Here is a 12,617-nt window from a genome sequence, read left to right on the forward strand (position 1 = left end):
AGTTCTTTTTATTTTTTGTTCCAAAGCAAGAAATAATCCTCAGAGAAAGCGTACCTTTATGCCTGTCAAATCAAAAATTAAATTATGAATCAACCTATTGCTATGAACACCACAAGAAAACATGTGGTATGGCTGGATGTCGTTCGTTTGGTAGCCATGTTCACCGTAGTTTGCTGCCATAGTGCAGACCCGTTCAACTTTTACCCCGGCGAACCGCCAGCCAACATTGATGAAATCAAATTCTGGGGAGCCGCCTACGGAGCCTTTCTCCGTCCGTGTGTCCCACTGTTTGTCATGATTACAGGAGCATTGCTGCTTCCCGTACGTGGCGAAATATCCGCTTTCTACAAAAAAAGAATCAGCCGTGTATTTTGGCCGTTCCTTATCTGGAGTGTCATTTATAATTTATTTCCTTGGTTTACAGGATTGCTGGGACTTAATCCCGAAATAATTCTTGACTTTTTCCCTTATAGCGGTGAAGAAGCCGCCCGTCAGTCACTCAACGTATCATTGGGTTATATAGCAAAAATGCCTCTCAATTTCTCTTTATTAGACGTACATATGTGGTATATCTATCTGCTTATCGGATTATATCTATACCTTCCTATTTTCTCCGCATGGGTAGAAAAGGCCTCGGAGAAAGCCAAACTATGGTTTCTTGTCGCATGGGGAATAACTGGTTTGTTACCTTATTATTATCAGTTCGTATCCCCATACATTTGGGGAGGCTGTGCGTGGAACTCATTCAATATGCTCTATTATTTTGCCGGATTCAACGGGTACTTGCTATTGGGACACTATCTGCGCAACCACGACTGGTCATGGAGTAAGACACTGTCGGTCTGTATCCCCATGTTTCTGGCAGGTTACATGGTCACATTCTTCGGTTTCCGCCACATGACCGCATTACCACAATGCAGTGATGAAATGTTAGAACTGTTCTTCACCTATAATTCTTTGAATGTGATTATGATGACTATCCCTTTCTTCCTCATAGCCAAGAAAGTAAAAGTACGCTCAGAACTGATCCAGCGTATGCTGGCAAACTTGACCGTATGTGGTTTTGGCATCTATATGATACATTATTTTTTCACAGGTCCGGGTGTAGTCCTGATGCGCAATATCGGTGTTCCCGTGCCTTTACAAATTCCCGCTGCCGCAGTCGTGGCATTTGGCGTATCGTGGCTGCTTGTGGTATTCATTCGTAAAATAAGCGGCAAGAATGCTAAATACATTGTAGGATAATAAAAACAGGACATACAAATATCGTTATATAAGAATAGCCAGAACTACTCTTTCCAAGTGATTCCGGCTATTCTTATAATGCTTCATCCACTAGAAATCAAGTCAGTTATTTGAGATGTAATTTAAAGAATATACCTCCGCTAAAATATTTACCGTCATTCAGTTCAGCAATAAGATTGATATGGTCTTTCCATATTGAATAAGTTCCACCCACATTCACAGTATAAGTTGCTGTATGCAGATCTTCCGCATGTCCGGGACACACTTCCACCATCAGATTAAATCCATTCAGAGCTTTCTGCCAGAAACCTTCGCCCTTCATGCCAAAATGAAAGTTTACCCCTGCAGCAGGACGGCTATAATGCACATCACTCATAGCTTTACCGATAACCCAAGCTACATGAACCCCCACTGTACCTATTCCACTAAATTCAACATGTTTCGTTGCCGCCAGATAATAACGTGTCAAGTAATTGTGGTTTCCGCTACCACCGCCCCCCCAATCTATGTCTCCACCTCCATTTGAAGAATGGCTTCCCGGATCATTCGCACCAATCACTACCTGAGGCGTCCAAGCCTTCCACCAGCCTTCTTTCCATGCCCTCAACCGGAAATGAAACGATCTGTCCTGATTGGTAAACCTGCCCCAAGTTTGCTGAGGCCAATAAGAAGAACCATGTATCCCCTTTACCAACGTACAAGTATATGCTACTTCCAGCCAAGGAAACAGAGTACAATTTATATAATAGTTATAGGTATAGGGATGATATTCACTTCTCACCCAATATCGGGAAAGTATATTTACATCCAGCATATTTCCTCCCAGCATAACGGTTTTATCTTTCTGCATAACGGCAGTAGGTGCATGAAGTAGTCCTGTAGTACCATAAAAAGCCTGCCCTTTGATAACATTCATTCCTCCAAAGAGTCCCCCCAGAAATATTAGAGTTCTTAATTTCACTATTCTATGAATTTTAATTTATATTTGCAGCATGAAAACAGATGTATTAAAAATACTCGGAAAAATTATTCCTACTGCTATCTTCGTCCTGTTGTTGCCATTCTCCATTATTTACATGGCAATAAGCAAAGTCTGCTCTTTCATCCGAAAATTCTTTCCCCGATAAAGCGTACCGGAAACAAGAATGCAGCTTGCAGATATCTTGTACGTGTATGTTTCTCCTTATACATTCTATAAACGAAACGCAAATTCATCTTATCAACCCAGTCCGGATAATAGTGCATCCTATTCATTGCCGTTTGGTGAACAAAGCCACCACACGTAAAGCCGATGCCTTGGTAACCCATCTTTTTTACCTTAAGCAGAAACTTTTCCTGCATCAAGGCCCCCATACCTACTATCAGAAAATCCGGATTTAATTCGACTATATGAGAAGCTTCCTTATTCATTTCAGCATCCGAAGAGAAATATCCGTTCCTGAACCCTGCAATGCGTAACTTCGGATACTGCTCTTGAAATATCCTCACAGAACACTCCACTTGTTCTTGACCCGAGGCTACGATATAGAGCGTTTTACGGCTTTCCATGAGGTAATTCAACAATTCGGGAGCAAGGGAGGTCATATCAAAACTACGTCTGGTCACTCGCTTTCCGTATACTAATCTTATGGCAGAAACCAGTAAAGAGCCATCGGCAAAAATACCATCGAATTGTTCAAATAGGGATTTGTTTTCTAAAGCTATGAGGTAAGATACGGGGTTGAGAAAGGTGTAAATTCTGTTTTTCGTTTCGAAAAGTTCGGGAGACGTCCATTTCTCTGTTTGCAAAATGTGATTGACTAAGAGGGATGTCATATTTTATACTACAAGTTTTTGTAAATTTTCATGAGGTTTTCCGCCTCCGTTTCTATATTATAACCCGCTTTAGTGATAAGTTCAGTATTTCTTTCGCAACGTTCTTGACGAGACAATTCGTATTTAACATTACCGAGATATTCCGCCCAATAGTCAGCACCTTTACTTAAAGGTAATTGAATTACATCTTCACCTATGTTTACCATTTTAGTTACAGCATCCGAAATAATGCATGGTAGACCTGATGCCTGTGCTTCTACCACAGATAATGGCATACCTTCATAAATAGAAGGAAAAAGAAAAATATCTATTGCTTGTAACACATCTGAGATATCAGAACGCAATCCAGCCAATATTACACAATCATTGACTTTATTTTTATCTATTGCCGCTTCTACAAGATGGCGCAGTTCACCATCACCAATTAGCAATAATTTTGACTTTGGCTGTAAAGCATGATATTTGGCAAACACTTCAATAAGAAAGGAGTGATTTTTTGCTTCCATGAATATACCGATATGGCCTACCACATATTCATCATCTTTAAAACCAAAGACACACCGCATTGTCTTTCTTTTATCTACATTGAATATAAAAGGTTCCACTTTGATAGCATTACGCAAAATAGTAAATTGTGTTTCACCATAAAGCCATTCACCAGCTTCAATAGAACAAGCTATAGCCTGAGTGAACGAACGCCTATATCCAGGCAACAATAATTTATTTAAAATTTTATGTTGGCAACAACTAGAATGATTATGTATAATTCTTGCCTTTATACCTAACCATTTTGCAATTTGTAATTCCAAAACAGCTGTAGCACTGTTTCCATGTATATGAACAATGTCATAACTTCCTTTATACATTATGCGACATAATGCCATTATATAACGAAATAATTGCTTCTGCCGATGTGGCAAATGAATGATTCCACACCCTAGAGACTTGAATTTATCTATAACATCATTGTTTTCTTGTACCGTTACCACTATATCAATTTTATAATCACTGCTTCGCTGTAAGACTGAAATATAATTGAATATATGAGTAGTTATGCCACCTAGATCCAAACCATTTAAATTCTCAACAAGTATTCTTGTCATTTTAGTTTCTGTTTTTCAATATTTTATAAAGTTTAAAGTATGGAAAAGGAATTTTAAGCAAGCATTTTAAAAAACCTATTTTCCATTTACTAGACAATAAATCATTTTTTAAACATTGAGGATTAAACACATAATAAATAAACGACTTACTAGAAACTAATGAAAAAGTCTCTCCCTCATCAAAAAATCTAAATTTTGCCAACATCTTTAAATCCTTTCGAGAAGGAGATAATCCCACTGCTTTTAAATTCGCAAACAACACATCCGGAGTGAAAGGAATATATTTTACAAACTCTATTGCTTCTATATCATTAATGAAATCTAGAGCTGCTGACTGAATTTTTTCTACAATATAATACTCCTCTTGTAATTCGCCATTCATTTGATATTCATAATCATATCTCTCTGCCACAAGCCATTCATTTTTGTCACGAATATAGTTTTTTACAGATCCTTTTTGCTCTAAAAACAATGTTTCATAAAGTCCAACAAACGGACTTCGTTTATCCACACTGTTTACATTATTATAAAAATCGAACAAATATCCATGTAATGATAGTTTTCCATCATTCATATTTCGTTTATAATAATCAGCTACCCCTGTATAATAACCTAAAATTTCATTTTCTATACCTATTATTCCCAGTGACTTTTGAAGAAATCTCTGCATACCACCTGACCACCCTATATCCACAACTGCAAAACGTCCTTCAACGTGCATTTGCTTCATATATTCACACATTAAGACAAATTCTTTTTTTGAGTTTAAAATAATCTCATTCTGCAACTCATTATATAAAAGCATTAATCTATTTTCTTCCAATATGGTATTTCTATAGAAATAAGAATTTAAATCATATCCATATTTTCTAACTAAAGCTATATGATCAATAATATTTAATCCAACTCCATCAAATATTGACTTCAATGATATCCTTTTGGAAGGTGACAGCATGGTCAATAAATTAATAAATGATGGATCATTCCACAAAATGGGTACTCGCAAACTCCTTCTCGATACTTCTAGATAATAACTTTTCAGCCTCTCATCTTTGTTAACAATATCGAATGCTTTTTTCATGATAAGCCCATCACGAGCAAAAAAATAAATCTTATTAAGATCTTCTTTTTGAAAATTTTTAATTAGCCAATGAATATATCCCCATAATAAAGGGCCCAAACATCTATAGCCCAAATATTTAAAATAATCCTCTTTTGTTTGACACATATAATCAATGACATTATTTAATAGGGATAAATAGCTTGTATTATCTACTTTTGACTTTGTAAGAGTTATCATAGTTGTATGTATACCCATTATCTTTGGTCTAATAAAATCAGACTTTAGTGTGTCTCCAATATGAACTAATTGACAAGGTTTTAGATTTTCTTTATCTAAGATATAACGAAACAAAGCCCCTGTTCTTTTAGTTCTTTTTATAGATGAAGAAAGATAAAGTTTTTCATAACCTGTAATGCCACAATGACTTAAAATATCCTTTATTATATCTTCAGGAAGATACATATCTGATGTTATTATTACTTTTTTTCCATTCTTAAGGCATTCATTAAAAAGACCGACAATAGATTTATTGGGAATACAAACTTCGTACTCCGTCTTCAATTCTAGGTTTTTCAATTCTTCATTTATAGCTGGACTAAATTCTATAAAATTATAAATTTCATCGATTGAAACTTCTTCTATTATTTTTTTTCTAGCCTTAAGTTCGGCATTTATCCTCAATTCCTTAAAACCTCTTATTTTCTCATTACTGGTACCATGTAAACTGTTATACCTCAATTCAACTATATCAAACACATCTGTAGGCAAGGAAACATATCTTTTTACTAACGTATCAAATATGTCAAAAGATACACAATCATGTTTTAATATATATTTCAATTTATGATCCATATATAAGCCTCAATTGATTAGAGACCCTAATAAATAGGGAAATCTCGCTGATTAATATTTGGGGTTCTGACTAAGATTTACCAGATTTAAACAGCATCTTTAATAATAAAATGCATTTATATTTCAATAAAAAAAATACTATTCTATGCTTTAAATCCATTCGTTGATAAGGATAATTAGACAATAATTCTTGATATAGTTTTTCTTCTAATATTCTTTTGATCTTCTGATCTGTTTCACCAGCTAACACCATACGCATTACAGTATTACGAAGAAGAAAAAATACCGAGCGAAGATAATGCAAATAATATTTCTCTTCAGAGTAAATTTTTGCCAATCGCTCTTTTATTATCCGAGATAAATTTACCATTTTATGGTATTTGGCATCATCATAAGTATGAGAAAGCGAATATGGATTTACAACATAATAGTGCAAACAATCAGGCAGATAACATACACTCCTTACATGTGAAAGAAAATCAATATCAAAAATAATATCCTCGCTCACAAATTCACGTTCAGACACAAACTGTACTCTATGCTCCATAAAAATGCTATGACGATATATAGCATGCCACACCGACATCATATAGCGAACATCATGATGATATTCAGGCAATGGAGCTATCATATCAAGCAAAAAATCATCAACAGCTTCACGCCCTCTGAAGACAACCTCCTCCTCTACATCTTTTCGAGGATAAATATGCTTTTTATCTTTATAAATATTGCAATTACAATAAACAACATCAATATCCTTGGCCTTTGCTTTTAAATATAACTGTTCATACATATTCACATCTACAAAATCATCGGAATCCAGAAATGCTATATATTCACCAGTAGCTATCTCCAACCCCGAATTACGGGCAAAGCCAAGACCTTCATTAATTTTATGAATCACCTTGATAATCGGCCAATGCAAATTATCTGACGCTGATTCATAATTATCACATAATGCAGGACTATTATCCGGTGAACCGTCATCCACTAGAATAATTTCTAATTCTTTCAGCGTTTGCCCAAGAAGCGATTGCATGCAACGATCAAGATATTTCTCCACATTATAAACAGGGACTATTATACTAACTTTCGGCTGTTTCATTCATTTTTTGATTTACATATTGAATAAAATCATCATAAGACGAAAATTTCGCCTTATGAGTAGATAACCAATCACCATAAGCTATACTTAACTGAGACCGAACAGGCACACCTTGACGTTCATATTCCTCTACATTTGAGGCATCTACAAAATAGATGAATTCTTCATATAATTCATGAGGCAAAGGATCTCGACCAAAATTCTTTTGAAAAGCCTTAACATGTTCCACAGCTTCCTGCAATCCTTTGACTTTCCGTTTTTGATAATATTCATCTAATGAACACACTACACGACAAGGAGCTCCTACCGCTACACTATTGGCAGGGATATCATGTGTTACAACACTGCCAGCACCTATAACACAGTTATCACCAATAGTAACACCACGTAATACAATGACATTTGTGCCAATATAAATATTCGAACCTATTTCCACTCTTCCTGAAGAATTCACAAAATCATGATATTTATTCCTAAAAACAAAGCTAGCCCAATCATGCGTCAATATCTGGAAATATGTATTCATATCAACATTACTACCAATGGAAACCAAGGCTGGCCTTGAAACATCGATTCTCGTAGTCAGCGGATCTCTAAAAATGCAACCATCACCAATTCTTATACCCAGTGAACGCAGATGAGCAATGTACGATCTGCTGTTTCGGCGATGCCAAATATCTAATATATGCGCTGTTATAGATGATAATTTTATCATATATTGAATTGTACAATGAATATTTAATATAAAAACCTATTAATATGTTACTTAGAGCATTTGAACATTACCTATAAATTATACACGAATTTTTATCCATTCATTTGGCAAAGCTTCTAATTTTGAAAAATCAGTATTCACCCATCGGTCTGGAGTTATAATTATTTTTGCTGTCCTATTTAAATAAGCTGCCCAACATGAAAAGGTACTATTTGCCAAAATCATATTTTTAGCATGAGCCATCAGGTACATATCAAAGAAGCTGCGATCATCTCTATTATGTGATATGATTATTTTATTTCTTATATCAGCAAATTCTGTTTCCACATATAAACAATCATCAGAGAAAAAGAAAAAAAACGGCTCTTCCACCTCTTGTTCCATGAATTTAATTGCTTCCCGATAATATTTCGATGTACATATACCACCATAAATATGTATTAAATCTGTTTTCAAATAATCGCCACGACGAATATGCACTGAGATTGAATTACAGGTCTCCATTTTTTTAAGAAATTCCATGTTTTCCTTTCCTATAGGAAGTTCCGAGCGAAATTCAAAAATATTTATTTGTTTTATAATAGAATAATCTTGCCAATCTCCCCATTGAAAAAAATGTTTCATAGATTGAGGATAAACCCTATTACAAAATAACAATCTATAGCCATGATTATATAAAAAGCGATTCACACGATATAGAAGAATGCCCAATTTATTATATAAATAAGAAGTTGGAGGTAATTCTATATCAAACCATTTATCAATCTCTATCCCATTATGTGCCTTTAAACTATCAGGATATATTCCCAAAATTCTTTCTGAAGGATATTTCTTCTTCAAATATCTATAATAACTATACTGGAAAAGTTGGTTACCTAATCCTCCACCAAAAACAAAAAATTTCATTTCAATACTTCCATTTGTTCACCTATGAGTAGATGATATAACTATATTACACCACTTTAATTCAGAATCTCGACTCCAATAGTCCATTCTTAAAAAGATAACAACAAAAGTCATCAGAATATTTATATTTTCATCAATCGGAGCAGATAGAGATAAAAAAACAAAATATATAACAGGAAAAAGCACAGCAGTTTTCTGACATTTATAAATCAAAAAACAACATACTAATACAAGAAAAATAAACATTAAGCCACCCATTATTCCATAATCTATCAATAAAGAAAACCAAATACTTTCAGCACCTAATATTTCATAATTATTCTGTGTGGCAACATTCCACAAATATGAGCTCCCATTTCCCCATAATTCATTTTGCTCAAAAGCCCATAAAATAGATCCCCATTGCTCTAGTCTCATACCACTGCTACTACCTACGTCCATTTTGTTAGCAAATAAAGTAGAATAAATAAGAGTAAAATAGAATTTCCAAAAAAACAAACATGATACTAAAAACACACCTACTATTCTATAAAAAACTTTATACCTAAAAATATTTACACTCAATAAATAAGGCAGTATACCAATAAGAATGGCAACATACCCAGCCCTAGTCCCTGTAAGAATAGTGCATAATGGAAGGAAATATAATAGCTTTGTTACTTTATTTTTATTCAATGGATAATTATAATACCGACTACAAAAAAAGTAAAGATAAAAACACATACAACAATATAAAGCAAAAGGCTGATAATAAGAAAATATAGAATTACTTCGTTTAAAACCATATCTTTCCGCACCTTGGGCTATATATCCATGTACATCAAATAAGCTCAGCAATACGTCCTGAATAATATTCTTATTAAAAAGAACTTCTATAATAGAATAAACACAGGCAAATAACATACATCCACTAAGAAGTTGCAAACAATATATCATATATTTTCTAGAATCCAATGAATACCATAAAAACACGGGTAAAATGAAAAAGAAATATATGTTAGCAAAGGTCAGCATGTTATCAGGAGGATATAATGCCAAATAATTAGAAATTAAATAGCTGATTGAAGTTAAGACTGAAATAAGAATTAACGATATGGGATATTTTCCTTTTTTTGATCTATATATAACTAATCTTCTTTTTCTGCATTTCCGATAAACAAAAATACAAATAGCCACAACAGATGTCGGATAAATCAGGCGAAGACTAGTATTCCACAGAGTTAAATATATGAATATCTGCAAAATAACAACTATTTGTATGATACCTTTTTTCACATCTTTAAGAAGAACGAAACAAAAGTAGATGAATAGAAGAACAGATGGCATCTTTTATTATTTATTGTCTATTAGGAACATAGAATAGGCCTTTTTTTTCTCTTTTACAGGATTGAATCTATACAAGGGAATTGACAGCACAAAAAAAATTGCAAAAAGAATATCCCTATTATTTAAAGCTAATCGGAAACAACTCCAAAGTGCAGTATTATATCTTCTTATTTTACCATAGCACAAATATTGGTAAATTCTATACCTACTAGTAAATAGACTATACATTTTATCAAATGTTAGTTTAGATGTAGATATGTTTCCTTCCCGTGTATAATAAACATATATTTTATTTTTAATAACTTTTATATTAGTTGATCTATATCCAACTCTTACAGAAAATAAAGCATCATTTCCCTTTTCAATTTCCTCAAATTCTACATCCTCACAAATAAGTTCCTTTTTTATCATTTTATTCCATGGAGCCCATAAATAATACCGTATATTATTTATCATGTCTTTATGTCCTTCTAGATAAGATTTTATTTGTATAGAGATAATGTTATCACAATGTTCCATGGTCTTTTCTATGATATGATCACAGGCAAAATAAATTATATCATAATTACTATTCACATATTTATCCAAAACGTTCATTAAATCTGTTGTATAATGATCATCTGCATCAGGAAACAAAAACCATTTTCCCTTTGCATAAGTCAATCCTATATTCCTGGCATATCCCGCTCCCTTCCCTTCTTTTGTAAAATAAACCTCAACACATTTTTCATTTAAGCCTGGAAAACACTCAAAATTCACGATCTTAGGATCACTATTATCATCAACTATAATTATTTGGATATCATCACGTTTGGGAATTGAATCAATACATCGTTGAAGAAGATGTGGTACATTCCTATGAGGTATTATAAAAGAATAATTAATTTCTATTTCCATACGCACTAATACAAACTAAATATTTTTTTGTTTATTTTTTCTCCGCTTTGATTCTAAAATGGTCACTAACTTTTGGTTTACCACATATCTTTCTGTTGATGAAAGACCGCATAAATAGGCAAGAGAAAATAAAATAAGTTCTAATATAAAACTTGAAAGAACAGCTGTAAAAAAACTATCCTGTTCCATCTTTTTATGTAAGATATAAGCTATACAATAGGTGATAAACACAATAAGTATATTTTTGCTGAAAATATGTGTCACATAGTATCTAATTTCATAGATGGGCAAGATTCTACTTATTAAAACTATCCGAATAAGTACCCCCAATAATGTAACAAATAATGATGCATAGAGAACTGAATATGGCGGATATCCAATTGATAACAATAAATAAGCTATCGGTAATTCTGTCAGCATAACAATACAAATTATTACTTGAAACCATTTGATTCTTCCCGTGGCTTGCATGGCTGTTGTTAATGGACTAGATATAGCATACAAAAGATTGCATACAATCGTTAATATCAGAAAAATATCCGTATATTGTGGAACTTCTACCAACCATAAATTTAATATATAGGTAATATTAATCATTATAGGCAGGGAAATGACAGCTAACAAATAAAATGAAAATCTACAACCTGCATATACTAACTCTTTAGATCTGTATAAGTCTCCTACTGCATACGATTTTGTTATTTGTGGATTCATCGCCATCATAAAATTAGCAGAAAAACTATTTATTAGCGAACCTACCTGAACTGATATTCCGCGTGCAGCATTAACAACTGTACCAAAAAATAGATTCAAGAGAATATTAGATAATTGATCTTTAAAAGAAAATCCTAAATTCCCAACCAAACTCCAACCAGCAAAGGCAAACATTTCCCTAAATTGTTCAATATTAAAGCTAAAAGTATAATGACACTCCTCAAAATGCCTTTTACAATAAAAGCAATATAAGGAACGTAAAAGCAATGCAACGCAAAATACCAAAATTGAATATACAATCAATTTATCATAAGATATAAATAACAGCAAATAGGCTATTGCTAACTTCAAACTAACTTCGAAGATACTAATATATGCAAATGCGCTCATTTTTTCGTGTGCCACAATAGAAGCATTATAAGGAACACTGATTACATTCACAGCAAATACGAATATAGATAATTGGAGTGTCCAATTGGCAGCCATCATTCTATCTGATGGAATATTCAGTTTGGTATTGAGGAACCAAACTCCTATTACTTCCGATAAAACAACAATAATAAACGCAATAGCTATGTGTATAGTTAAAGTCGTACAAAAAACATCTTTAAGTTTATGTAAATTTCCCTTTCCTAACTCATATGAAATAAAACGTTGTGAAGTTGCAATCATAGCCGAATTTAAGAAAGCAAATATTGTAACAATACCACCAACAAGATTGTATATGCCATAATCCTCTATTCCCAAACTTTCAAGTACAATACGACTTGTAAACAAACCTATTCCCATACTGAAAAGCATACGAAAATAAAGTAATAGAGTATTTTTAGCTATTCTTTTATTATTTTGCTGAGATAAAGCAGACATTTTCAATTA

At 33.3% G+C, this 12,617-nt stretch carries 11 protein-coding genes; 1 reads left to right on the forward strand and 10 read right to left on the reverse strand.

The window, feature by feature from the left end; genetic code table 11:
- Positions 1-84: 84 nt before the first annotated feature.
- Positions 85-1,245, forward strand: a complete 1,161-nt coding sequence (locus tag GKD17_RS12245; RefSeq protein WP_007835165.1) for an acyltransferase — start codon at positions 85-87, stop codon at positions 1,243-1,245.
- 106 nt (positions 1,246-1,351) lie between these two features.
- On the opposite strand, the gene GKD17_RS12250 is transcribed toward GKD17_RS12245, so the two are convergent.
- The 10 genes from GKD17_RS12250 to GKD17_RS12295 all read right to left on the reverse strand — a co-directional run bounded on the left by GKD17_RS12250 (position 1,352) and on the right by GKD17_RS12295 (position 12,608).
- Entirely contained in the window at positions 1,352-2,161 is an 810-nt protein-coding gene (locus GKD17_RS12250) for a YjbH domain-containing protein (RefSeq protein WP_050553491.1), read from the reverse strand.
- Between the two features lie 185 nt (positions 2,162-2,346).
- Positions 2,347-3,060 carry a WecB/TagA/CpsF family glycosyltransferase gene (locus GKD17_RS12255; RefSeq protein WP_007835160.1) on the reverse strand — a complete coding sequence of 238 codons (714 nt, stop codon included), beginning with the start codon at positions 3,058-3,060 and terminating at the stop codon, positions 2,347-2,349.
- An 8-nt stretch (positions 3,061-3,068) separates the two neighbouring features.
- Positions 3,069-4,163, reverse strand: coding sequence for a glycosyltransferase (locus GKD17_RS12260; RefSeq protein WP_007835159.1), 1,095 nt, complete (start codon positions 4,161-4,163; stop codon positions 3,069-3,071).
- Position 4,164: 1 nt separating this feature from the next.
- Entirely contained in the window at positions 4,165-6,078 is a 1,914-nt protein-coding gene (locus tag GKD17_RS12265) for an HAD family hydrolase (RefSeq protein ID WP_007835156.1), read from the reverse strand.
- A gap of 70 nt (positions 6,079-6,148) precedes the next feature.
- Positions 6,149-7,183, reverse strand: a complete 1,035-nt coding sequence (locus GKD17_RS12270; RefSeq protein WP_007835155.1) for a glycosyltransferase — start codon at positions 7,181-7,183, stop codon at positions 6,149-6,151.
- Positions 7,164-7,898, reverse strand: a complete 735-nt coding sequence (locus GKD17_RS12275; RefSeq protein ID WP_007835154.1) for an acyltransferase — start codon at positions 7,896-7,898, stop codon at positions 7,164-7,166. Before GKD17_RS12275 ends, GKD17_RS12270 begins: the two co-directional genes overlap by 20 nt.
- Before the next feature lie 78 nt (positions 7,899-7,976).
- Entirely contained in the window at positions 7,977-8,804 is an 828-nt protein-coding gene (locus tag GKD17_RS12280) for an alpha-1,2-fucosyltransferase (RefSeq protein WP_007835151.1), read from the reverse strand.
- Between the two features lie 18 nt (positions 8,805-8,822).
- Complete coding sequence (locus GKD17_RS12285; protein WP_227191494.1) at positions 8,823-10,079, reverse strand: O-antigen ligase family protein; 1,257 nt, start codon at positions 10,077-10,079, stop codon at positions 8,823-8,825.
- 57 nt (positions 10,080-10,136) lie between these two features.
- A complete protein-coding gene (locus tag GKD17_RS12290) occupies positions 10,137-11,027 on the reverse strand; it encodes a glycosyltransferase family 2 protein (protein WP_007835148.1) in 891 nt (296 codons plus the stop codon).
- Positions 11,028-11,042: 15 nt separating this feature from the next.
- On the reverse strand, positions 11,043-12,608 hold the full coding sequence (locus GKD17_RS12295; protein WP_007835146.1) for a lipopolysaccharide biosynthesis protein: 1,566 nt from the start codon (positions 12,606-12,608) through the stop codon (positions 11,043-11,045).
- Positions 12,609-12,617: the final 9 nt, after the last annotated feature.

This window comes from Phocaeicola dorei, assembly GCF_013009555.1.
In the GTDB taxonomy this organism is placed as follows: Bacteria; Bacteroidota; Bacteroidia; order Bacteroidales; family Bacteroidaceae; genus Phocaeicola; species Phocaeicola dorei.

What these genes read in the sequence shown, in the direction of transcription:
- GKD17_RS12245 (WP_007835165.1), top strand. Translation starts at nt 85, where the DNA reads ATGAATCAACCTATTGCTATGAACACCACAAGAAAACATGTGGTATGG.
- GKD17_RS12250 (WP_050553491.1), bottom strand. Translation starts at nt 2,161, where the DNA reads ATGAATGTTATCAAAGGGCAGGCTTTTTATGGTACTACAGGACTACTT.
- GKD17_RS12255 (WP_007835160.1), bottom strand. Translation starts at nt 3,060, where the DNA reads ATGACATCCCTCTTAGTCAATCACATTTTGCAAACAGAGAAATGGACG.
- GKD17_RS12260 (WP_007835159.1), bottom strand. Translation starts at nt 4,163, where the DNA reads ATGACAAGAATACTTGTTGAGAATTTAAATGGTTTGGATCTAGGTGGC.
- GKD17_RS12265 (WP_007835156.1), bottom strand. Translation starts at nt 6,078, where the DNA reads ATGGATCATAAATTGAAATATATATTAAAACATGATTGTGTATCTTTT.
- GKD17_RS12270 (WP_007835155.1), bottom strand. Translation starts at nt 7,183, where the DNA reads ATGAAACAGCCGAAAGTTAGTATAATAGTCCCTGTTTATAATGTGGAG.
- GKD17_RS12275 (WP_007835154.1), bottom strand. Translation starts at nt 7,898, where the DNA reads ATGATAAAATTATCATCTATAACAGCGCATATATTAGATATTTGGCAT.
- GKD17_RS12280 (WP_007835151.1), bottom strand. Translation starts at nt 8,804, where the DNA reads ATGAAATTTTTTGTTTTTGGTGGAGGATTAGGTAACCAACTTTTCCAG.
- GKD17_RS12290 (WP_007835148.1), bottom strand. Translation starts at nt 11,027, where the DNA reads ATGGAAATAGAAATTAATTATTCTTTTATAATACCTCATAGGAATGTA.
- GKD17_RS12295 (WP_007835146.1), bottom strand. Translation starts at nt 12,608, where the DNA reads ATGTCTGCTTTATCTCAGCAAAATAATAAAAGAATAGCTAAAAATACT.